The following is a 21,811-nucleotide window of genomic DNA, read 5'->3' as shown; positions in this document are numbered from 1 at the left end:
TTTTCCCGACTCGGAGCCGCCGCCGAGCAAAAAAGGGGACAGGTTGGAACATGTCCTGGCAGGGAAATCCGCTTGCCGGGGTTAGGATTCCTACGCCCAGAGTTGATTTCAGTCAAATCCGGGCCGGTTCTGCAAAGATTTTCACGTCTTTTGTATTGCAATCTTTACAAATCCGAGTTATATTTTGCTTATCGTTGGCGGAAACTTTCGCAGAAGCGCACTTCTGCGAAATTCACCGTTGGGCCGGCTTGCGCCCGGAACCTCCCGATTTTCCAAAATTTTCGTTCCAATAATCACTATTTCTTTGCGGAGCAGGATCTTGCGCCCACTTCGGGTTCTTCACGAACTCCCAGAACGCTTCCTGCACGCGCCGCTTGCTCTCAAATGTCGGGTGCACGTAAAGGTCAAGAGTCGTATGGGTGCTGGCGTGACCGAGAAGCACCGAGAGCGTTTTCAGGTCCTTGTTAGAAGTCAGCGCATGGGTAGCGAAGCTGTGCCGCAGGGTGTGGATGTGGGCATCCACTTCAATTCCCGCCGCCTTCAAAAACTTCTTGAAATGGTTCTGCAAAGTCCGCTGGTCGTGCTTCACCAAAAAACTGTCCGGCGGATTTTCCCTCGCCGTCTTTTTCAGCCATTGGAGCAGATTTTCCGGGATGGGGATTTCCCGATGGCCGCTTTCGCTTTTCGGCGGGCAGAGTTTGCGGATGGTTTTCGGGAACTTGGCGATTTCCGTTTCGGCGGCGAGATTTTCGTCTGCGCCTTTTGTGTCCGCGTCATTTGCCGTTTCGCCCTTTTCATTCGGTAGCCGTTCCAGCGTCCCGTGAATTTTGATGGTGTTCCGCACAAAGTCAAAGTCCGAAAATTTCAATGCGCAGGCTTCGCCCAGGCGCATCCCGGTGAAAGCGATCAGCAAAAGGCTCCGGGCTGAGTTCTCCAGTTTTGGATTTTCGTTCTTTTCCAGCGCACGAATCAGCGCGGCAATTTCCTCAGGCGAGAGGGGAACCGCTTCCCCCTTTCGAGGCGTCCCAGCATGGGGAAAATCCAGCGCGCCAAAATCCTCCGGCGAAAGCGCCGATTTCAAAATCTGCTGCAAGGTCGCCAGCACGAAACGCCGCGTGGAATCCGCAAGCTCTCCGAGTGCGCTTTCCGCAAAATTTCGTACGAGAGCCGAATCAAAACCGACCAGCTCCACTTCGCCAAAATACGGCAACAGATGCTTTTGCAAAATATTCGCGTATTTCGCCCGGGAACTCTCGCTCCAAAGCACCGCCTTCTTTTCAAACCACCTTTCCGCCGCTTCCTTGAACTGCATGGAATCTCCTTTATTACATTACGGTGCAAAGTTTGCAAAAAATTCTCGAAAAAGAAACAGATTGCCACGCCGCTACGCGGCTCGCAATGACGTGCCGCTGGCTTGGATTGCCACGTCGCTACGCGGCTCGCAATGACGGAATGCTGGTTCGGGTTGCTCCGTCATTGTGCGCTCGCCAAGGAGAAAATCAGTCACATTTGAAAGCGACCGTCATTGCGAACTCCGCAGGGGTTATACGACACTTGTCAATTTATTGACTTAGTGGAGTTATCCTCTATGTGGATATACGACACTTGGTAACTTTGTTACCTTAGTGGAGTTATACTCGAAGTGTAGAAGCAATCCTTTTTCCGCAGATAGGATTGCCACGTCGCTATCGCGGCTCGCAATGACGTGCCGCTGGTGTGGATTCCCACGGCTTTGCATCCCTGAAACTAGGAATCTCCGATTCCGTAGTTGAAGTATCCCTGCAAGGGACAATTCGCCTAAAGGAAGCGAAGCTTCCAAGGCTCATGGGTAGGCGAGCACCTCGCGACCCGCGGGAAAATTCACCTTATGAAGAGTCATTCCACTTTGAAAAGAAGTTCACCTTGTGAAAGAAAATCCTCCGTCTGAAAAAGAGTTCCCCCTTTATAAAAAGAAATTCCCGCTAAAATAAATGACCTGCCTTCGTCACGACGAGAAGACCGCAAAGCGGCAAGAAACCGATTCTTCCAACTTCCCTCTGCCCACTAATCACTCATCGCTAGTTATGGTTCGACAACCGGTTGCTGAGCCTGTCGAAGCACACCAACCGTGGTTCGACTAGTTCGACTGGTTCGGCAGGCTCACCAACCAGCGGTTACCGAGCTTACCGAGGTGCACCAAGCAGCGGTCCCTGAGCCTGCCGAAGGGCACTCGCCGCTAATCGCTAATCCCTAATCTTGTGATCGTACACTCCAAGCGCATTCAACCGGTGTATTTTCCCTCCATAAAACAAGAAAGACTCCGATTTCTCGAAGTCTTTCTAGCTGCTTCAACTGGACTCGAACCAGTGACAACCTGATTAACAGTCAGGGGCTCTACCAACTGAGCTATGAAGCAATTGGTGTGCAGCAAATATATAAATGCAAAAAAAACTTGTCAAGGGGTATTTGGCGATTTTTTTTGTCTTTCTTTGGCTTTTTGGCGAGCGGTTTTGCCGATAAGGTTGATGTTTTTCCAGCGGATAAGCTTGACTTTGTTGCCGCTGGAGTCATAAAGGGCAATCCCTTTGGTATTGATGGATTGAATAAATTCGTTCAGCTTTTGGTGGAGGGCGTTCACGCTTTGGACGGTTTCTTGGGTTTCCAGCAGATTTTGCAGGGTGGGATTCTCTTGCGCTGCCCGTGTAATGGCTTCGATTTTTTCCAATTCTGTAGAAAGTTTTACAAAGGCCTTTTGAGTAGAAGAAATGGCGTTTTTCGCCAGAACAGTGGCTTGCCCGATGCTGGAATCGGCGGTGTTCGCCGTTTGGTCAAGGGTTTGGGCGGCGGCTTCCGCTTGTGCGAGAATTTCTTGAATTTTGAATCCGGCGGTGGAGGCGGTCTTGTCGAATTGATTCAATAGATTTTCCACATTTTGCATGGTTTCGTTGTATTTTTGAACGACGCCCGGGTCGGATTCGGAGCCTTCGAGAATGGCTAGAATGGCATCCCGGGAAACTTTTGCCTGTTCGTGGATGACAGAAATAAACTGCAGCGATTCGGTGATTCCGGGGACAAATTCCCCGCGAAAAACGTGGTCGGGCGGCAAGATTTCCCCTTCGTGAGTCCTGACCAATTCAATGCGGCGTCCTCCCATTAACGCGAAAGAAGCGTTCCGAAAATAGGAGCCTTCCCGAAGGGTGATAGGATTGTCGAAAATCACGGTGACTCGGGAACGGTCTCCGAGCCATTCCACCGAAGCGACTTTTCCGATTTCGTAGCCATTCTCCGTCATCGGGTCTTCTGGAGAAAGCGCGCCCAGTTCGTCAAAGTCGATGATGGCTGTGGTGGAGCTTCCTTTGTGGGCGTTCCACATTCCCAAAGAAACGCCGACGATAATCAGAACGATGGCGACGAAAGAAATATAGCCGATGGCTTTGTCCGAAATTTTCATAGGCGGTTAGGGAACATTAGCGAATGCAAGTGCGGTTGCGTCCGGATTTTTTGGCGTCGTAAAGCGCTTTGTCCAAACGGATAAAGAGGCTTTCTGGCGTTTCGTTGATGCGGGCTGCGGTAATGCCCAGGCTGATGGTGACTTTGGGAACTGGCGAAAAATCGGTGCTTTCCACTTTTTCCCGGATGCGTTCGGCCAAAATTTTCGCCCCGTTCAGCGGAGTATTTGTCAAAACGCACACAAATTCTTCGCCGCCCCATCGCCCTAGAACGTCGCAGGCGCGAATGGATTCGGCAACCAAATTGGAAAGCTTTACCAAAACGCGGTCGCCTTCGCTATGCCCGTAAGAGTCGTTGACGTTTTTAAAGAAATCGATGTCGTACATCAAAATGGAAAGTTCGTCTTCCCGACGGCGTTTGCCCAATTCGTATAGAAGAATTTTGTCGAGCTTGTGCCGATTGAAAAGGCCCGTCAGCTGGTCGTGTTCCGCCAAGTTGGCAAGCTGGTTGATGGTGTGCCGAAGTTCGTCGGAAGTCGCTTCCAAAAAGGAAACCAGCCTGTCGGCAAGGGAAAGATTGTTCTGCGCATGGCGAATGCTTTCATCGTCGATGGGAACAAAGCGTTTTTTTGACTTCGCGCTTTCTCGAAAACCGACGGCGACCAGCGAGGAATTCAAAACGCCACCGCCTTCGTTGGTCTGTAGAATTTCCCCGAAGCCGTAGCCCCAGCAGAGTTCCGAAACCGAATGCCGGTAAAACTCGAATTCCTTCTCCGCCCTTTCGTTGCCCAAAAAGACGCGCCGGTTGATACAGGGGAAAAGGACGGTCGCTTCGGGGTGAAAACGCAGCATATTGTTCGCCGCCACGAGAGTTTCGGAAAGCAGGTATTCGGGCTTGGAATAGGCGAGATAGATCTTGGTGCCGTTTTGAAAATCCGTCGGAAAGCACAGATTGCCGTCGTCGGTGAGGCGCAAAGGCACTTTGGCGATGGAAGTCGAGCCGCTGGGAACCAGAATTGGAAAAGCGATGGCCTGCTTGGAAAAGTCCGCGTCGGGTTTGAATTGTAGATATTTTTGATACAAGTCAAAAGCCGGCTTGCCGTCAATTTCGCTGACGATTCCCTTTTGGCATTCCGTAATGACGTGCTCCCGTCCGAGGGCACGCCAGCCTAGATTGAAATCGGTCTGGATCTCCAGGGACTTCCCGCAGAACGCGACGAAAGAGATGCCGTTCTCCAGAATGCCGTTTTCGGAAAAGATTTTGGATTCGTCTTGAGTGATGAAGCGGGAGCCGGCTTGCGCCCCGAATATAGGGATGTTCTCGCTCCCGACCTGGGCGATGTCGATGATTTTGTCCGGGGAGTTGTGGGTGCAACTCGATAAGCAGAGGATTCCTTTGACGTCTTCGAGCTTTCGGAGCTTTTGCCGGAAGGAGTCTCCGATTTTGTACGAATCTTGTTTGCTTTTGTCCGCTTCGAAAACGGCAAGCGTCGATTTGGAAAATAGAAGAATCGAAATCACCGTGTTTTGGGGAACTTCTGTTTCGGTGCTGAGCGGCCCAAGGGTCGTCATGCCGGCGATTTTTGCTTCGGGCAGTTCTTTTCGGATGACGTCGAGTTCCTTTTCGATAAATTCCCGTTCGCATTGGGGTTCGAATACGATGAGCAGGCGGTCTTTTGCTGTCTTGTATTCTTCCATTCCGGCGATGAATTTTAAGATCCGTTTTAAAGAGGCTGGTTTGGTGATTTCAAAAGAACGTTGCAGCATTGTTAAAAAACTACATTCAAATTCGATGAAAAATGCGGGCAAGCATGAAAAATGGGACGTTTTTTGTGCAAAAAAAAAGAAATAGTTCTATATTATGATTGTCAATTTTCAAAGGACAAAAAAATGGCAAAATCTGCTAAAAATTCCAAGAAAAAGGTCGTCCTCGCTTATAGCGGCGGACTGGACACTTCCGTAATTATTCCGTGGCTCAAAGACAATTACGATTGCGAAGTGATCGCTTTCGCTGCGGATCTTGGCCAGAATGATTTTCCGAACGAAAAGGCTCTGGAAAAGAAAGCGCTTGCGACGGGAGCTTCCAAGTGCTACGTTCTCGACTTGAAAAAGGAATTCCTTGAAGATTATGTTTGGCCGACGGTTCGCTCTGGCGCTAAGTATGAAGGCACTTACCTTCTCGGAACTTCTTTTGCCCGCCCGCTGATTGCGAAATACCAGGTGAAAATCGCCCAGATGGAAGGCGCTTACGCCGTCGCTCACGGCGCTACCGGAAAGGGAAACGACCAGGTTCGCTTTGAACTGACTTATGCTGCGCTCGATCCGTCCCTCGAAGTGATTGCTCCCTGGAAAGATCCCAAATGGGAATTCAACGATCGCGAAAGCATGATCGACTATCTGGATGCGCACAAGATTCCGCATACCGGCATTTCCAAAACCAAGATCTATTCCGAAGACGGCAACCTTTGGCACCTTTCCCATGAAGGCGGCATTCTGGAAGAACCGGACAAGGAACACCAGTATGATATGCTCAAGCACACGAGCACATACGAAAAAGCGCCGAATACGCCGGGCTATGTCACGATTTCCTTTGACAAGGGAACGCCGGTCGCTCTCGACGGCAAAAAAATGGGAGCGGTCGAGCTTCTGGAAAAGCTGAACGCCATTGCGGGCAAGCATGCCTGCGGACTTATCGACATCGTCGAAGACCGCTTGGTGGGTCTCAAGAGCCGCGGTGTTTATGAAACTCCGGGTGGAACCCTCCTTTACAAGGCGCACGAGTGCCTGGAACAGCTGGTTCTCGACAAGGAAACGATGTTCGAAAAGCAGAAAATGGCGATGACTTACGCCAATCTGGTTTACAACGGACAGTGGTTCACCCCGCTTCGTCAGGCGATGGACGCTTTCATTACCGAAACGCAAAAAGTGGTAACGGGCGATGTCCGCTTGAAGCTTTACAAGGGCAACGTCATCCCGGCTGGCATGAAGAGCCCGTATAGCCTTTATGACATGGAACTCGGCGGATTCTCCAACGTGGAAATGTACGACCAGAAAGACGCTTCCGGATTTATCCGTTGCTTCGGTCTGCCGCTGAAAACCCGCGCGCTTCTGCTCGGCAAGAAGACGAATGTGGAATTTGGCAAAACGAACGTGAAGAAAAAATAACTTCGCCTAAGGTTTCAAAAACGCGGCTCGGTAAAATCGGGCTGCGTTTTTTTATGCCGAAAGTTTTTGATTTCAGGCTTTTTCCTTTTGGAGGAATTTTGGGCTTTTTCCGTGATTTGCCAAATTGGAATATATTTTGTGCTCCAGAAAGAAAAATTTTCTGTATATTAAAATCCAGCAAATTCTAACGGAGGCTTTTTATGGAATCCACCTCTCAAATATCTATTAGACATGTCATTAAAATAACGATGGCCGCTGCTTTGGGCGGTTTCTTGTTTGGCTTTGATTCGTCCGTCATCAACGGGGCGAACGGGGCTTTGAAAGTTCACTTTTCCATGACGGATTCGCAGCTGGGGCTTGCTGTGGCGCTTTCGCTTATCGGGGCGGCAGTCGGCGCTTATTTTGCCGGACGACTGGCAGACGCTTTTGGCCGCGTGAAGTGCATGCTGGCGGCGGCGATACTGTTTACGGTCAGTGCTGTGGGTTCCGGGTTGCCGTTTGGCGTTGCGGATTTTATTGTCTGGCGTGTCATCGGCGGCATTGGCGTTGGTATGGCGAGCATCATCGCTCCGATTTATATCGCGGAAACGGCTCCGGCCCATTTGCGCGGGCGTTTGGGTTCCATGCAGCAGATGGCGATTGTGGTGGGCATTTTTACGTCGCTTCTGTCAAACTATGTGATTTTGCGGATTGCGGGTAGCGCGAATAATTGCATTTTTGGAGGAATCAAAGCGTGGCAATTGATGTTCTGGATTGAAATCATTCCCTCGCTGATGTACGGAGTCGCCGCATTAAAACTCCCGGAATCGCCGCGCTATCTGGTTTCGCAGGGTAAGCTGGAAGAAGCAAAAAGTGTGATTAGCAAAATTCAGGCGGATCAGTTGGACGAACAGGTCGCCGAAATTCAAAAATCTTTTGGCGAAGAAAAACGCCACAGCCTTTCGGATTTGCTGGAAATGCTGCCTTCGGGGAAAAAGCGTATCGCTCCGATTTTATGGGCGGGTTTGGGCATTGCCGTTTTACAGCAGTTTGTCGGCATCAACGTGATTTTCTACTACGGATCCATGCTTTGGCAGAGCGTGGGATTTGGGGAAAGCGACGCCTTTCTTTCGAGCCTCATCAACAGCACCATCAATATGGTGATGACCGTTTTTGCCATTCTTCTGGTGGATAAAATAGGGCGCAAACCGCTGCTCCTTATAGGCAGTATCGGCATGACATTCACGTTAGGTACTCTCGCCCTGTGTTTCTTGAATGCGGGAGCGGACGGCTCTTTGGGCGGAGGCGCCGTGGTCGCACTGATTGCCGCGAATCTCTATGTGGCATTCTTTGCGATGACCTGGGGACCTGTCATGTGGGTGATGCTCGGGGAAATGTTCAACAACCGTATTCGTGCGGTCGCGATTTCGGTCTGTGGGCTTGCGCAATGGTTTGCGAATTTTCTGGTCAGCTGGTCGTTTCCGATTCTTACTGGGAAATCGGGAATTGGCGTCGGGCAGACTTACTTGCTTTATACGGCGTTCGCGCTGATCAGCATTTTCTTTGTCGTGAAATTTGTTCGGGAGACCAAGGGCAAGCAGCTGGAAGAAATGTAAATCGGATGGCGAGAATTTCATGGGCGCTCCGAAAGGGGGCGCCTTTTTGCATTTTGTATGGGGAAAACGGCGAAGAAAAAGAGGACTCCTCGTCATATACGACAGAAAACTCGCCTGAAAAATGAATTTCTTTTCCATTTTAAAAAGTTCCCGCCGGACGACGGGAACTTTTAGGTGGATGTGTTTGTGTAATGAAAGTGTCTGCAATGAAAATAGGATTTCATTGATGCATGAGAATGTCGCCGGATAAAATTCCGTTGTAGAGAATTAAACGCTTCCTTTTTGTAAATTTGCACCCATGCCGGCTTATACGACTTATCGAGAATTTTTGGCGAAAATTTTTCCTTCCTGGAAACGCGTGCGAAAGTTGCCGTTGAACGGGGGAATGTCCTGCCCGAATTTGGATGGAACGCGAGGTTTTGGCGGTTGCTGTTATTGCAATAACAAATCTTTCAGCCCGGTTTGGGACAAGGCGGGACAAAGTGTGCAAGAACAGATGGCGGAATATCTGCCGCGGATTCGCCGCAAATATAAAGATGCGGGAATTCTCGCTTATTTTCAGCCTTACACGAATACCTACGCGCCTGTGGAGCGTCTGCGGGAAATTTATGAACCGGCATTTGCTTCGGACGAGGTCGTCGGGGTTTCGATAGGAACGCGCCCGGATTGCCTCCCACCTGATGTGATGGAACTTTTGGAGTACGAAAATTCCCGAAAGCCGGTCATTTTGGAATTGGGTTTGCAGACAGCGAACGATGAAACGTTAAAGGCGATAGGCCGTGGGCACTCCGTTGCGGAATTTGAAGATGCGGTGAAGCGGGCGCATTCCGCAGGCCTTTGGGTGACTTCGCATGTGATTCTTGGATTGCCGGGCGAAACTTTGAAGGACTTTGAAAAAACGGCGGAAGTGATTCGGGATTTGGAAATTTCGGCAGTGAAAATTCATCCGCTTCATATTGTCCGAGACACGCGTCTGGCAGAATCCTATCGTCGCGGGGAATTTGAACTGCTTTCGTTTGAAGCTTATTGCGAAGCCGTGGCGCGCTTTATTCGGATTGTCGGAAAGGATGTCGCGATAGAACGCTTTAGCGGCGAGGCGCAGAACGAGACTCTTGTCGCTCCGGATTGGACGGGGGACAGAAATAGGATTGTGTCGCAAGTTGAACGACTTTTACTTGCCCAAAATATCGGCTGAAATTGTTTTGTCGAAAGAGAAAAATCAGATGACCGTTGCCGCTTTCCAGCGTCCGCTTTTCCAACGCCATAAGTTTGCGCAGGAACGGTAAAATTCGTCGCTCGCCATTCCCAGCCAAAGGCCGATTAAGCCGAGGTCTAAAACAAAAGCGAGAAAAAGGGCGGTGCCCGCGCCTAAAGTCCACATCATCAGGCTTCCGACTATCGCCGGAAATTTGGAATCACCCGCGGCGCGAAGGGAACCGGTTAAAATCACATTGGCCGATTTAAAGGGCTGCAAAATGACATCGCACCAGAGGCATGCCGAGCCGAGAGCGATGACATCGGGATTGTCCGTATAAAGGCGCATGAGATGTGGACCGCAAAGGGCGACAATCAAGGCGATGACAAATCCTGCGGAGCTGCTGGCGAAGAGGGACTGGAAGGTGCGACGGTTCGATTTTTTATAATCGTGTGCGCCGACGAGATGGGCGACTAAAATCTGGTTGCCGTTGCCTAGCCCGACTCCCAGAATAATAGCGAACATCGCGAAGTTTGCGCTGAAGACTTTGGCGGTCACCGCAAGAGTTCCCAGATGGACTGTCATCGCTGTAATGAAAACTTGGAACAACTGGAAACTGACCGGTTCCGCGGCGGCGGGAAGGCCTATGCGAATCCAGTCGCCGAGAATGGCGCGGGATCTTTTCACTTCGGTCATTTTGGTCTTGTGGCGAATCTTGTAGCGCAAAACGAGCCAGAGAACCAAGCTGGAAAAGGCCCAAGAGAGGGCGGTGGCCAGCGCGACGCCTTTGACGTGCATTTGGGGAATGCCAAAAAGACCTTCCAAAAAAACGATGTTCAAAAGGATATTGAATACGATGGTGATGGCGTTGCCGATTAAATTCCAAATAGTGAGCCCGTGGGTGGCGATGAGTGCCGTAAGCGTAGTTTGCGATGCGCGAAAAAGAAAGCCGAAGCAGACGACCTGTAAAAATTCAACGCCGAATTTTGCCGTGTCGCCGGAGAGTCCCATGGCTTCGACAATCCAATGGGACGAGGGCAAAACGAGCAGCGTCATGGAAAATCCCAAGAGAATGCTGCCTAGAATGACCATGGTGATTGTGGTGCGGGCGTGGCTGTTCGCATTGGCTCCCATAAATTGCGATGCGATACTGGCTCCGGCTTGTGAAAATGCTTGAATCGCCATGAAAATCGTGCCGAGAATCGGCATCAGGGCACCGACTCCGGCGGCAGCGCTTTCGCTTGTGCGGGAAAGGAACCAGCTGTCCATCATCGGCTGGAATACGCCGATTCCGAAAGTGATGATGAGGGGCCAGGATAGACTTAGAATTCCGCGGTCTTTGACAAGATCTGCCATACGAGATTCCTTTTGGATGCAAGATAGAAAAATGCGAGGGGTTTATGCGGATTTGAAAATTTTTGTGTTTACAGGAAAAAACATATTCCTTTTTGTTGAATTACGCAGCTTCAAATATGTCTTTGGAAAATCGTTTTTTGGGGAAAATCGCATTTTTTCGGTTCTAAACCGTTGTTTTGATTTTGGTGCGCAAAAATACTTTCTCTTCTATAAACGTTATAACGAGATTCACCACCATTCCAAAGCCGAACATCATGATGATTGTGTCCATTGTAAACGTGATTTTCCCGGCTTTATACAGCGCAAAGAAAATTCCGTAATACACAAAGTTCACAATCAGCGACGTGATGAAATTGAAATGCGTTTTTCCCAGTCCGTTGAAAATGCTTGAAATAATGGAACACACCGCGTAGGCAATCTAAAACGGCGCAAGTTTGAGCGTAATCGAAAATACCGCATCCGCCCGTCCATCCGGCAGTTTTTCAAGAACGGAATAATACGGCTTCCACAGCGGAACGCTCGCCGCGCACAGAACAATCACCGCAAGCGAAATAACGTAATACGCTTTTTGGTTGAGTTTTGCATAACCGTCCTTGCAATCGTGCTTAATCATTTCGGCAAGCGCCATAACAGGAATCAAAAGAACGCTCCAGATAAAATTGTTCGCCATCCAATAATTTCCCTGCTCCGCCACCATATTCACCATTTTGCAAATCATGACGGCGTAAATAAAATTGTTGATGAACTGCTGAACGCCCGAAAATCCTCCGATTCTGCCCCAGTCTTTCAAAACGGAAATATCCTTCTTTTGAAACCAGGACGGCTTTATACAATTTTGCCGGGATAAAAGAACAAAGCAGACCGCCGCAAGAACTGCGTTTACGGTGATGTTTGAAACGGCAATTCCGTAAATTCCCATCCGCGGAATCAGAATAAAATCCGCAATGACAGACAGAACGCATTTTGCCGCAAGGAACAAATAAAAGTTCACGTCCTTTCCCACGACAACAAACACAACCTGAAAAAATGACGTTGCAATTCCAACGACGAATGCAACCGTCTCAAGGCGGAAATAATTCTTTACCGCGTCAACATTCATTCCGTCAGGATTCATTGCGCGGATAAGCGAACCGCCGTAAACAAAAACGCCGATCGAAAACAACGCATACAGCGCAAAGACAAACAGCAGCGATTTAAAAACCATCTGCGCAAAATCATCTTTTCGTTTAAAGGCTTCGTTCAAAATGGCATACAGCGGAACAATCAAAAACGCGCGAAGCGTTTCGTCAATCAAATCGAACCATTCCATTTGCCCGATGACATCGAACACTTCTGCGCTGCTGTTCACGGAAATAATCAGCGTCTTTACTGTCTGATACATCGCCGGAACAAGCAAAAATGCAAACACGGATAAAAACAAACGCCAGTCAAAGCATTTGAGATTTGAAAAACATTTTATTTGTAAAAAATGAAACTTTATTCTTTTCACTGCAAACTCAACGTCACTTTCACTTCTCCCTTGCCTGCGCCTAAAAGAGAGCAAAGTTCATCGGCGGAATATCCTTCGATTTTTCCAATCCGCGTAAAGTTCCAACTATTCGTGCCGTAATACAGACAAATGCTGTTGCCTTGATATAAAATGACATCGCCCGCTTGCGTTGTAATGCTTTCGTCATTTCGAGGCAGGCTGTGTCCGATATTTCCCACTTTTTCAAAATCGCCGTAATCATCCGCTGTGTAGGTGATGTCGTCCGTTTTCAAAATGGCAACGAGTGCTTCCACCGACGAATTGTGCGCAGGCGTGATTTTTAGTTTGTTGCCGTTTATGGTGACAAACATCTCGCTGATTTCCTCCGAGGTTGAGTTTGGATTGTTCGTTCCAGAGTTTTCTGCACATCCGGCAGATACGCTAAAGATAGTCAGAGACGCAAGAAACAGGATGATTTTCAATTTGTTTTTCATTTTTCACCTCAATTTATTCGATAGATTCCATTTCGGGTTTTACTTTTTTCATTTCTAGCTTGTTTTGAAATGTATTTAATAAACGGATTGATTCAGACCTAACGGTCTTCACGTTTTTTTTGGCGAGCAACGTTAGTTGCGCATAAATCCGTATGATCTTTTTCATTTTTCACCTCAATTTTTTGGATTACCTTTGCGGGAACTCCGGCGACGACTGTATTTTCGGGTACATCTTTCGTCACAACCGCGCCCGCCGCAACAACTGCATTGTCACCGACGGTCACGCCGGGAAGAATCGTCGCGTGCGCGCCAATCCAAACGTTCTTTCCGATTTTCACCGGAGAAGGAATCATATTCCCACGTTTGTCAGGCGTTAAGTCGTGGTTCAATGAGGCAATGACAACCTGCTGTCCAATGAGTGAACCGTCTCCGATTTCAATTCCGCCGTGGTCTTGAAAACAGCACCCCGAATAGATGAAGACATTTTTGCCCACTGTGATGTTCTGCCCGTAGCCCGCGTAGAACGGCGGAAACAGCGCGAACGTTTTGTCCGCCGGCTGCCCGGTCAGAGTGAAAAACAGTTCCCGCAACTCGTCCGCCGTGTGGAAGCCGCCGTTGATTTCAGCCGTAATCCGTCTTGAACGCTCCGCCGCCTCGTGCATGTGGATGTGCATTTCAGAAGCGGATTCGATGTAGGCCCGCTTTTTAATGGCGTTTTTAAATTCTGAAAAGTTCATTCGAAAGCCTTTTGATACAGGTTGATAAAAGGAGAATGATAAAAAGATACATACCCAAAGTTCCCATAACAAATGCTTTATTTTCATGGGGGGGATATGCTTGGAAGGCATATCTTGTTACGCACAACGTAAAAAATTAAGAGGACTTTGAAGTAAAAGGAAGTTGCAGTTGTTCGAAGTTCCGAAAAAAAGAAGAGTATCTTTTTTCTTGCTTCAATTTTTCGGCTACTTGAAAAAGGTCGATGGAATTTAAAATTTCCGTTTTTACCGGGCGTTTGGAATCCCATGAAATTCGCGCATTTAGATATTCCGCAACAAGCGGACTGTTCAGCAAACTTAAGATAAATTCCGCTTCCTCTTTTGTTTCGAACGAAATGAAATTGCACGTGTCGTCAAGCAAAATTGGTTTTCCGTTATGCGGCTCAATCAGCCGGAAATTTAGATTTTTATACAAGCCCGAAATGGCGATTTTATACAGTTTGAAAGAATACTCTCCAACTGAAAAAATGGCGAAGCGGCTTTTGTTCTTGTAGATGACGCTTTTGCGCTTTTCAAAGTCAATAGAATGAGCCAGAAGATATTTCCATACCGCTGGGTATTTTGATTCGATAAATGAAGTAGGCTCACCTATGCACTTCTGTGTGACAAGGATTTTCTTTTTCGGCGTCGTTTGTCCGTTTGCAATATCGGAACTTTTGAGATACGGAAAAACAAGGTCTTCTTCAATCTGCACATTTTCGTGGTAGCCGTTGAAAAGTTTTCCGTTAGCAACAGAAAATTCCATGACTTTCGCACAGTCGTGCTTTATTCCATTGCGCCACACAAATGCGCTTTTTCCGTATATTTCTAGACAATCTCGCTTTGAAACGTCTTCCAAGTACACACCGGAAATCCAGCCGCTTTTGCATTTCGGAATTCCATTTTCAATGGAATCGTACGCTGTCATTTCAGCCGCCGCATTCTTTTCTGAAAAGTCGAGAATGAAAAAACTGGCGTCAACTGCAGCGTTGAAATATTTCTTTGAATCGATGGGGAAAAGTTCCGCGCTTTTATACAGACGATTTTGCTTCCAGATTTTTGCCATGATTTTCTTGGCGACACTCGTTTTGCAGAGAAACGCATAGACCGACTTTTTGTGCGAAAACTCGTCTGTTAATTTTTGGATGATATATTCCGAAATGTCGAAATTGCTTTTTCCTGTAATTGCTTCAATTCCGCGAAAGTTGTCGCAGTTCGATTTTTCCGGCAGATTGTTCGATTGATGCGCCGATAATTCGGAATTGGTTACCCACGGCGGATTTCCGATGAACAAAAGATTTTCTTTGTCGCCGATGAATTCTTTTATCGCTTCGCTGCTGGTAAAAATATCCGCATGAAGAACCATTGTTGTTTTCCTGGCAATCGTCGAAAGTGTGTCCGCATATTCTTTTTGGATTTCAATGCCAAGCGATTTTTTCGGAGAAAGAATTTTATCCGCTTCAAGAAGAATGCTTCCCTTGCCGCACGTCGGTTCAATGATGACATCAGGCGAGATATTTTTTGCTTTGAGAATCTGCACCATTTTTTTTGCAAGGACAGTGGGCGTCTGGAAGTCCCCGAATTCTTTCTTCTTTTCCATTTTAAACCAACCTATGTATTCCTGGAACTGCGTCCGCTTCAGAAATGATGCGACTGTATTGAAGTCGCCATTGCAGCGCGTTTGATATAGTCAGGTAGCCTTGCTTCGGGGGATTTGCGAGAACTTCTTCCGCTAATTTTTCCGCCGTTATGTCATCGACTGGAAGATTTTTATCACTGAACAATGCGACGATGTCGTCCTTGTTTGCATTATTTTCAAGAATATGACGAATGCTCAATGTCAGCTGATAATCCGCTGTTCTGTCTGCTTCCACAAAAATGGTATGAAGAATATTCAGCCTGCTTGTTTTGTTCTGCGTGTCGTCTTCTTTCTGATAAACGAATACCAAAAGCGCGTAGTCGAGGCCAAATAATTTCTGGCGTGCGGATTTGAACGGGCATGAAGACTGCGGCTGCGTGATGCTCGTTGTTTTTATATCCACCAGAAGACCGGGAAAATCTATGCCGCTCGCAGAATTACCGGAATCGAACGTGTAGTTTTGCGCAAGAAAATTCTTGAAACGGTGTTCGAGGTACGTTCCCACAGCCATTCCGTCTGTCGCGCCGAACAGTGACGGATCGTCATGATTTGATACCTGCTTTGAAAAATGCCTTGCCTCTTTCTGTAAACGTTCTATGGTCAAATCTTTCTTCATATCTGCATTATACATATTTTGTTTTTTTTGTCTCCATGGATTTTATAATAAAAAGTTCTATGAAAGATGCAAAAATATGCAGAAATATCCTTTTGATTTTTATGAAGCCAAGCGAAACAATGATAAATGAGATGGAAAAAAATTCCACAAAAAAAGCCCCGCTCAAGCGGAGCTTTCCGAAAAAATGCAGAGACTATTCTCTGTAAAATGCTTTCACTTTTTCAACGACATCCGAAAGATTGACCATTGTCATTTCTTTTTCTGCGCGCGGTTTCCATTCGACTTGTCCGTTTTCAAGTCCCTTCTTGCCGAGGGCGATGCGGAGCGGAATTCCCCACAAGTCGGCGTCCTTGAATTTGACTCCAGCGCGTTCATCCCGATCATCGACAAGGACTTCAAAACCGGCATCTTCCAATTCCTTTTCCAGTTTGTCGGCGACTTCGGAATCTTTGGTGATGTTCACGATTTCCACTTGGAAAGGCGCAATGGATTTCGGCCAGATTGGTCCGAAATCGTCGTGGCTGTTTTCGACGACGCTCGCCATTAGACGCCCGACGCCGATTCCGTAACAACCCATGACGATCGGTTCGGCTTTGCTTTCCGGAGTTAAGAAAGTTGCATTCATGCTAACAGAAAATTTGGTGCCGAGCTTGAAAATGTTGCCGAGTTCGATGCCTCGGGTTTCGGAGAGCGGCTTGCCGCACTTTGGGCATTTGCAACCTTCTTCGGCTTCGGCGATGTCCGCTATTTGATAATTCGCCATGTCCCGCTTGGGATTGCAGTGAATGTAGTGGAAACCTTTTTCGTTGGCCCCGACGACCAGATCGTAGGAATTTTCCAGCGCCGTATCGATAACGACAATGGAATCGTGTGCGCCGATAGGACTGGCAAATCCGGGAACCATGCCGCATTTTTCAATGAGCGCATCTTCGGCGGGGTAAAGTTCCTTGGCTTTGAGCAGGTTGTGCAGCTTGATTTCGGAAACATCCAGATTTCCCGGAACGACGCAGGTGACGAGCTTTCCGTTGAAGTCGAAGAATACGCACTTGGCGGTGGCTTCGGGTTTGACGTTCAGGAACTGGCACAGGTCTTCGATGGTGGAGGCGTGTGGGGTCGCGACTTTTTCGAGTGCGGCGTTGGCGTCGCCTTGGTATGGCGTACGTTCAAATGTGGCGATTTCACGGTTCGCCTGGTATCCGCAGTGTTTGCAGAGAATCAGGTAGTCTTCGCCGTTTGGCGTGTCGAGCATAAATTCGTGAGCGACTTTCCCGCCCATGATTCCCGTGTCGGATTGGACGATAACGGGTTCAATGCCGACTTTGCGGAAAATGTTCTGATAAGCTTTGTATTCCAGTTCGTAGTGGGCGTCTAAATCTTCCTGAGACGTGTGGAAACTGTAAGCGTCTTTCATCAGAAATTCACGAACGCGGATAAGTCCGCCGCGGGCTCTTGCTTCGTCGCGATATTTCGTTTTGAACTGGTAGAGCATAAAGGGGAGCTGCTTGTAGCTCGAAACCACATAGCGCACAAGGTCCGTCATCGCTTCTTCGTGAGTCATGGCGAGTACCATGCTGTGCTCGTTCCGGTCTTTAAAACGGAGCAGCTCTTCGCCGATGGCGGTATAGCGTCCGGATTCATTCCAGAGATCCGCCGTCTGCACGACGGGCAAATCGACTTCGATTCCTCCGATGGCGTTCATTTCTTGGCGGATCAGGTTTTCAATTTTTTTGAGAACCCGAAAGCCCATAGGAAGGTAACTGTAAATGCCCGTGGAAAGGGGCTTGATATAGCCGCCCCGCATCAAAAAGATGTGGCTTGGCATCGTGGCATCGCTCGGCGTTTCGCGGAGGGTGGTGTAAAAGAACTTTGAAAGCTTCATAGTGCACCTAAAGCTAGAAAAATTGCTACTTTAACGGCAGTTTAAATCATGCCAAGGAGGCATAGAAATGAAATTTCGCACGGTTGCGTTGATGGCTTCGGTTGCGGCTTTTGTGGCCTGCAACTCAACGGATAAGGCTTCGGTTCAAATCGGTCCGGATGCACAAGATGATGTGAAAACGGCGTATATGCTTGGCTCCCAGTTTGGAAACCAGCTTTATATGGTGGAAACGAAACAGCTCGAGTTCACGATCGATGAACCCGAATTTTTCTCGGCGGTCGATGAAGGCTATAAGATGGTGACGGATTCCGCATTCAAAATCAAGTATTCGGATTCCATCATGGTGACGATTGCGCAAGGCATGAATTCCCGTGCGCAGTCTATAATGGCGGCAAATGCGCCCCTGCCCAAAAAGGACAGCACCGATACGACGGTTTCCGTGAAGGCTCCGGCCAAACCCGATCCGATGTCCGCGGAACAGGCTAATCGGGCGTCTTATTTGCTCGGCGTCCAGTTCGGCTCCCAGTTCGGTTCCATCAAGCAGCAGGCTGCTGTAGAAATGAATATGGCGGCGTTTAAGCAGGGTTTAAAAGATTCCCGCGCCAAGGCGAGCGACACGACAAAGCAGCTCCAGCTTTCGAACGATACTTTGCAGGCGGTTAGTCAGCGTTTGCGGGAAAAAATTCTGGAACAGCGCAAAGCGATGATTGAAAAACAGAAAGAAGAGGATGCTAAACTTCAAGAAGCGATTGCACCTCTCCGCGGAGACACTCTTGCCGACGGAACTCAGGCCAAAATGAATTTCAAAGTCAAAGCGACGGGCATCAATCTCTCTGCGGAAAATTTGGAAGCATATTCCGGCAGCCCTCTCTTTGTATTCTATTTTTCGACGACTTGTGGGCATTGCCGTCATGCGATGCCGGAAGTCAAGGAAATTGCTAACCAATATCGGGATAAGGGAATTAAAACGATTGCGATGGCGAGCGGTGGCAATAACAAACGTTCGATTCGCGCCTTTATCGAAGAGTTCAAATTGGATGAAGCCAAGTTCGATGTGTTCTTTGACGAGTCCCGTGAATTTGGCGAACTTTACAGCGACGGCTATGTTCCCAAGGCGTATATCGTCAAAGCGGACGGTTCCCTGATGACTTTCAAGAGCTTTGAAGCGCAGAAAGATTCTATTAAGGCGGAACTCCAGAAATTGGCGACCAAGTAAATTTCTACTAGAGAAGAAGGGAAAGCCTGCGTAATGCAGGCTTTTTTTGGATATTGCATAAGAATTGTATTGGTGAACGCTCCGATTAGTTTGAACCGCTCACTGACCAAGGCTCAACAGCCGCTTGTCGAACTAGCCGAACCACTTTGCCAAAATAATTTTTAGAAGCGCGAGTTTTCATTGCTAATGCAACTTGCGTTTTTTAATTTCGCCATCCCTCAGGTGTTCTTGCTAGTTCTTGATTTTGACCTCAATCTCCTTCAAAATTCGTTGAAGGACCTTTTTTTCGCTTTCACTGAATTTTGAAATCGAATTTAGCCGTTCTTCCCAGTAGTAAAACGACTCTAACGAAAATTCCTTTGCGTTGAAAGTTTCTGCGATTTTCAATTTCCATTCAAAAATTTTGCCGATTATCTTTGGAACCCGGACTCCATATACATTGACTTGTCCGCCGGCAGAAAAGTTGTCTCGGAATGATGGGCAGACAATGCCTTTTCGTTGCAATAGCCATTGGCAAGCGAATTCATATTTTCCTTCAACAATGCTAGGTGAGGCTACAAGCATTTCAACCTTAATTTGTTCTTTTTCGTTTTGAGGAAGGTCCTTCCAAAATTTCACATTGATATTAACCAACGTGCTTGCAAATTTTTCCTCTGCCAAATCCTGATTTGAAAACTCTTCGGCCTTTGGGCTAAACCACCATAAGCCGGTGTCTTCATTGTCGCTATTTCGCTGGTTTCGTGATGCGATCATGTAGTCCTTGAATGCTTCAAACGGGTTCGGCATTTGACGTATTTCGTCATACGTTTTACCCAATTTTGTGAACAACGAATTATTGTGATCAACATTCATATCCAGCATATATCGGGGGCTATGGGTGACAGCTACATCTTCTACACATTCTTCAAATGAACGGTACTTTATTTCAAAAGGTTGTTGCTTTGCGCAAAATACATGAATGCGGCTAACATCAGGAATTCGTGTCGATTCCATAATGCTTCCACCCATTATTTTCCAGGATTTATTTCTCGTACTAATCGTCTTGATTTCTATGCCGAGAGCTTCTTTCTCGTTTATTCTTGCTACAATGTCAGGAAATTTATGTCCACCGATATATTCGATTTTCCAATGAGCCAATCCTACATCATTTTTGGATGCGACAAGAGCTCGATGAACTTCCATTTCAAAGGTCTTCCAAAAATCGCCTTTTGCTATATGGGTCGAATTTTTCAGCAATTTTTCTTTGGCGCAAGAAAGTAAATGGTCAAAATTGTTTAGTGTAGCTGCATCACAGATAAGATTTTCGCCAACAACAATAGACATACTATTCTCCAAACAAGTCGTTCCAAATGGATTGAAGGCGATAGCCGATGGCGTATCCTAAAAGAGGAGGAACAGCATTCCCAATAATTTTATATGCTTCTGAAGAACTCACTTTATTTGTTCCGTCATTAAAGATGAATTCATAATCATCCGGGAAAGTCTGTATTCTTGCACACTCACGAACGCTTAAGCGGCGTTCTGCCAAACCTTTTTTCAGTTCTTCATCATGCTTGCCACCATGTTCTACGCTCAGTCGGCGATATTCAATGTTTCCATGATGTTCGCTACGAATTGTAGGGCCGATGCCATCTAGATCAACTTCAGAACTGCCTTGCATTTTTCCATAATATTTTGCCTTGGAAAAAATTTGCTGAGATTTGTCGTAGGATTCTTTAGGTTCTTTTAAATGGACAAACGCCTGCTTGCAAGTCACTATTTTTTTGAAGACCTTCTCCATGCGTCTTTATCGGGTACGGATAATACGGCGATTTTTCAGAATTCTTTTCTATGTCGGCAAGAATTTTGGGATTAGCGTACTTTCTAGAAATGCCAATGAAAACAACACGCTCGCGACTTTGAGGAACGCCATATTCCCATGCCTTCAAAACTTGGGCATCAACAACGCAATACCCTTTGTCGATGTTGCGAAAGTCGGTTTCAATAATCTTCTTGGCATCGCCTAATGAAACGAGATTTGAAAAAATGTATATTTCAAAACAAATAAAGGAAATTTATTGTATGTCGTTTGAAAAAGATTTCATTAACGAACAGACCGATTTTTTTAACTATATGGTAGACAACAATCTTTTCAAAAATCGGCAAACATACCACGACTATATAACAAGATTACGATATATATCCCATTTTTATAAATTAGATGGGACCCTAACGTTTGATAAAATATCGGACATCGCAAACGAATTAAAGCAAACGATTTCTGAGCGGGATCGATATAACACATTAAAAGGCGTTAGCGATATCGTTTCTGGTTTAAAACGTTTCGCCGAATATATAAATTCGGATTACAAGAAAAAAATTGAAGATTCAATTCTGTCAGAAAACAGCCACATTAACAATGATCGTTCTCTTGATATAACAGAAAAAGATGCTATAATAAAATCAAGAATTGGACAAGGCTTATTTCGTCAAAAACTCATTGAATATTGGAAAGGATGTTCCGTCACAGAATGTCAAAATTACTCTCTCTTAATGGCTTCGCATATAATGCCTTGGAGAAAAGCAAACAATCTTCAGAGATTGGATATATATAATGGTTTATTGCTGATTCCGAATATGGATAAATTATTCGATAGAGGTTACATCTCTTTTTCAAAAACAGGAAAAATTATTTTTTCCGAGTTTTTATCAAATGAGGATAAAAGAATTTTTAATTTAACTTCGTCCTTAAGACTCGTTCATTTAGAAGAAGGTCACTTGCCTTATTTGCAATATCATCGAGAATATTGTCTTTTGTAACAAGCACACGACCCACGCCCAATTCTGGGTGTGCGTTGTAAGCTCTATTCTTCTGCACAAAAACTTTGGTCGTGTTTTAAGGACGCGAGAATAAGAGCATTAACTCTAAAACCAAGCGATTGTTACAGGCTTTTTCAAGTCGGTAGCAACCTATGTCGTTCAAAATATACATCATTCTACTTGTTAAAAGGTGTCGCAGGAGCATA

Annotated in this window: 19 protein-coding genes and 1 tRNA gene; 5 read left to right on the top strand and 15 right to left on the bottom strand. The window is 46.8% G+C overall.

The window, feature by feature from the left end:
• Window positions 1-232: 232 nt before the first annotated feature.
• The 4 genes from B5D40_RS08005 to B5D40_RS07990 form a co-directional block, all read right to left on the bottom strand.
• A complete protein-coding gene (locus B5D40_RS08005; RefSeq protein ID WP_078776504.1) occupies window positions 233-1,312 on the bottom strand; it encodes a tyrosine-type recombinase/integrase in 1,080 nt (359 codons plus the stop codon).
• A gap of 1,010 nt (window positions 1,313-2,322) precedes the next feature.
• A tRNA-Asn gene (locus tag B5D40_RS08000) sits at window positions 2,323-2,395 on the bottom strand.
• Between the two features lie 39 nt (window positions 2,396-2,434).
• Window positions 2,435-3,430, bottom strand: a complete 996-nt coding sequence (locus B5D40_RS07995; RefSeq protein ID WP_078776503.1) for an MlaD family protein — start codon at window positions 3,428-3,430, stop codon at window positions 2,435-2,437.
• A 16-nt stretch (window positions 3,431-3,446) separates the two neighbouring features.
• On the bottom strand, window positions 3,447-5,195 hold the full coding sequence (locus B5D40_RS07990; RefSeq protein ID WP_078776502.1) for a sensor domain-containing diguanylate cyclase: 1,749 nt from the start codon (window positions 5,193-5,195) through the stop codon (window positions 3,447-3,449).
• 123 nt (window positions 5,196-5,318) lie between these two features.
• Here B5D40_RS07990 and B5D40_RS07985 point away from each other — a divergent pair, with 123 nt between their 5' ends.
• The 3 genes from B5D40_RS07985 (at window position 5,319) to B5D40_RS07975 (ending at window position 9,383) form a co-directional block, all read left to right on the top strand.
• Window positions 5,319-6,593, top strand: a complete 1,275-nt coding sequence (locus B5D40_RS07985) for an argininosuccinate synthase (RefSeq protein ID WP_073303749.1) — start codon at window positions 5,319-5,321, stop codon at window positions 6,591-6,593.
• 200 nt (window positions 6,594-6,793) lie between these two features.
• The gene (locus tag B5D40_RS07980; protein ID WP_078776501.1) at window positions 6,794-8,188 is read left to right on the top strand and encodes a sugar porter family MFS transporter; all 1,395 of its coding nucleotides are present in this window, start codon (window positions 6,794-6,796) and stop codon (window positions 8,186-8,188) included.
• Between the two features lie 298 nt (window positions 8,189-8,486).
• On the top strand, window positions 8,487-9,383 hold the full coding sequence (locus B5D40_RS07975; RefSeq protein WP_078776500.1) for a tRNA modification radical SAM protein MnmL/YtqA: 897 nt from the start codon (window positions 8,487-8,489) through the stop codon (window positions 9,381-9,383).
• A gap of 24 nt (window positions 9,384-9,407) precedes the next feature.
• Here B5D40_RS07975 and B5D40_RS07970 read toward each other — a convergent pair whose 3' ends face one another.
• The 8 genes from B5D40_RS07970 to B5D40_RS07935 form a co-directional block, all read right to left on the bottom strand.
• Entirely contained in the window at window positions 9,408-10,739 is a 1,332-nt protein-coding gene (locus B5D40_RS07970; protein ID WP_078776499.1) for an MATE family efflux transporter, read from the bottom strand.
• 163 nt (window positions 10,740-10,902) lie between these two features.
• Window positions 10,903-11,145: a hypothetical protein gene (locus tag B5D40_RS15285; RefSeq protein WP_143394423.1), complete on the bottom strand. Its 243-nt coding sequence runs from the start codon at window positions 11,143-11,145 to the stop codon at window positions 10,903-10,905.
• Between the two features lie 12 nt (window positions 11,146-11,157).
• A complete protein-coding gene (locus B5D40_RS07960; protein ID WP_143394422.1) occupies window positions 11,158-12,120 on the bottom strand; it encodes a polysaccharide biosynthesis C-terminal domain-containing protein in 963 nt (320 codons plus the stop codon).
• Between the two features lie 104 nt (window positions 12,121-12,224).
• A complete protein-coding gene (locus tag B5D40_RS07955; RefSeq protein WP_095849536.1) occupies window positions 12,225-12,701 on the bottom strand; it encodes a cyclophilin-like fold protein in 477 nt (158 codons plus the stop codon).
• 98 nt (window positions 12,702-12,799) lie between these two features.
• On the bottom strand, window positions 12,800-13,525 hold the full coding sequence (locus B5D40_RS16380; protein ID WP_304529084.1) for a DapH/DapD/GlmU-related protein: 726 nt from the start codon (window positions 13,523-13,525) through the stop codon (window positions 12,800-12,802).
• A gap of 49 nt (window positions 13,526-13,574) precedes the next feature.
• The gene (locus B5D40_RS07945; RefSeq protein WP_078776495.1) at window positions 13,575-15,056 is read right to left on the bottom strand and encodes an N-6 DNA methylase; all 1,482 of its coding nucleotides are present in this window, start codon (window positions 15,054-15,056) and stop codon (window positions 13,575-13,577) included.
• Between the two features lies 1 nt (window position 15,057).
• Window positions 15,058-15,711 (bottom strand): type II restriction-modification system restriction endonuclease, encoded by a 654-nt coding sequence (locus B5D40_RS07940; RefSeq protein WP_078776506.1) that lies wholly within the window; start codon window positions 15,709-15,711, stop codon window positions 15,058-15,060.
• Window positions 15,712-15,904: 193 nt separating this feature from the next.
• Window positions 15,905-17,590, bottom strand: coding sequence for a proline--tRNA ligase (locus B5D40_RS07935; RefSeq protein WP_078776494.1), 1,686 nt, complete (start codon window positions 17,588-17,590; stop codon window positions 15,905-15,907).
• 67 nt (window positions 17,591-17,657) lie between these two features.
• On the opposite strand from B5D40_RS07935, the gene B5D40_RS07930 reads away from it, so the two are divergent.
• Complete coding sequence (locus tag B5D40_RS07930; RefSeq protein ID WP_078776493.1) at window positions 17,658-18,806, top strand: FKBP-type peptidyl-prolyl cis-trans isomerase N-terminal domain-containing protein; 1,149 nt, start codon at window positions 17,658-17,660, stop codon at window positions 18,804-18,806.
• A 231-nt stretch (window positions 18,807-19,037) separates the two neighbouring features.
• Here B5D40_RS07930 and B5D40_RS07925 read toward each other — a convergent pair whose 3' ends face one another.
• From B5D40_RS07925 to B5D40_RS16495, 3 genes are read right to left on the bottom strand one after another with little or no spacing between them, the layout of a single operon-like run.
• The gene (locus B5D40_RS07925) at window positions 19,038-20,129 is read right to left on the bottom strand and encodes a hypothetical protein (RefSeq protein ID WP_078776492.1); all 1,092 of its coding nucleotides are present in this window, start codon (window positions 20,127-20,129) and stop codon (window positions 19,038-19,040) included.
• Between the two features lies 1 nt (window position 20,130).
• Window positions 20,131-20,586, bottom strand: coding sequence for a DNA cytosine methyltransferase (locus B5D40_RS15920; RefSeq protein WP_198951027.1), 456 nt, complete (start codon window positions 20,584-20,586; stop codon window positions 20,131-20,133).
• Window positions 20,522-20,734 carry a DNA cytosine methyltransferase gene (locus tag B5D40_RS16495; protein ID WP_369832867.1) on the bottom strand — a complete coding sequence of 71 codons (213 nt, stop codon included), beginning with the start codon at window positions 20,732-20,734 and terminating at the stop codon, window positions 20,522-20,524. Before B5D40_RS16495 ends, B5D40_RS15920 begins: the two co-directional genes overlap by 65 nt.
• A gap of 133 nt (window positions 20,735-20,867) precedes the next feature.
• On the opposite strand from B5D40_RS16495, the gene B5D40_RS07915 reads away from it, so the two are divergent.
• Window positions 20,868-21,605, top strand: a complete 738-nt coding sequence (locus B5D40_RS07915; protein WP_158222131.1) for an HNH endonuclease — start codon at window positions 20,868-20,870, stop codon at window positions 21,603-21,605.
• Window positions 21,606-21,811 lie beyond the last annotated feature (206 nt).

It is taken from the genome of Fibrobacter intestinalis, from assembly GCF_900167415.1.
In the GTDB taxonomy this organism is placed as follows: Bacteria; Fibrobacterota; Fibrobacteria; order Fibrobacterales; family Fibrobacteraceae; genus Hallerella; species Hallerella intestinalis.
Note: the sequence above shows the minus strand (reverse complement) of the source record. Positions and strands in the feature narration are given on the sequence as shown.

Coding starts and splice junctions, on each gene's coding strand:
- B5D40_RS15920 (WP_198951027.1), bottom strand. CDS start 20,586: ATGGAGAAGGTCTTCAAAAAAATAGTGACTTGCAAGCAGGCGTTTGTC.
- B5D40_RS07940 (WP_078776506.1), bottom strand. CDS start 15,711: ATGAAGAAAGATTTGACCATAGAACGTTTACAGAAAGAGGCAAGGCAT.
- B5D40_RS07935 (WP_078776494.1), bottom strand. CDS start 17,590: ATGAAGCTTTCAAAGTTCTTTTACACCACCCTCCGCGAAACGCCGAGC.
- B5D40_RS16380 (WP_304529084.1), bottom strand. CDS start 13,525: ATGAAAATAAAGCATTTGTTATGGGAACTTTGGGTATGTATCTTTTTA.
- B5D40_RS07980 (WP_078776501.1), top strand. CDS start 6,794: ATGGAATCCACCTCTCAAATATCTATTAGACATGTCATTAAAATAACG.
- B5D40_RS07925 (WP_078776492.1), bottom strand. CDS start 20,129: ATGTCTATTGTTGTTGGCGAAAATCTTATCTGTGATGCAGCTACACTA.
- B5D40_RS07930 (WP_078776493.1), top strand. CDS start 17,658: ATGAAATTTCGCACGGTTGCGTTGATGGCTTCGGTTGCGGCTTTTGTG.
- B5D40_RS07960 (WP_143394422.1), bottom strand. CDS start 12,120: ATGTATCAGACAGTAAAGACGCTGATTATTTCCGTGAACAGCAGCGCA.
- B5D40_RS07995 (WP_078776503.1), bottom strand. CDS start 3,430: ATGAAAATTTCGGACAAAGCCATCGGCTATATTTCTTTCGTCGCCATC.
- B5D40_RS07990 (WP_078776502.1), bottom strand. CDS start 5,195: ATGCTGCAACGTTCTTTTGAAATCACCAAACCAGCCTCTTTAAAACGG.
- B5D40_RS07915 (WP_158222131.1), top strand. CDS start 20,868: ATGTCGTTTGAAAAAGATTTCATTAACGAACAGACCGATTTTTTTAAC.
- B5D40_RS07955 (WP_095849536.1), bottom strand. CDS start 12,701: ATGAAAAACAAATTGAAAATCATCCTGTTTCTTGCGTCTCTGACTATC.
- B5D40_RS07945 (WP_078776495.1), bottom strand. CDS start 15,056: ATGGAAAAGAAGAAAGAATTCGGGGACTTCCAGACGCCCACTGTCCTT.
- B5D40_RS08005 (WP_078776504.1), bottom strand. CDS start 1,312: ATGCAGTTCAAGGAAGCGGCGGAAAGGTGGTTTGAAAAGAAGGCGGTG.
- B5D40_RS07985 (WP_073303749.1), top strand. CDS start 5,319: ATGGCAAAATCTGCTAAAAATTCCAAGAAAAAGGTCGTCCTCGCTTAT.
- B5D40_RS07970 (WP_078776499.1), bottom strand. CDS start 10,739: ATGGCAGATCTTGTCAAAGACCGCGGAATTCTAAGTCTATCCTGGCCC.
- B5D40_RS07975 (WP_078776500.1), top strand. CDS start 8,487: ATGCCGGCTTATACGACTTATCGAGAATTTTTGGCGAAAATTTTTCCT.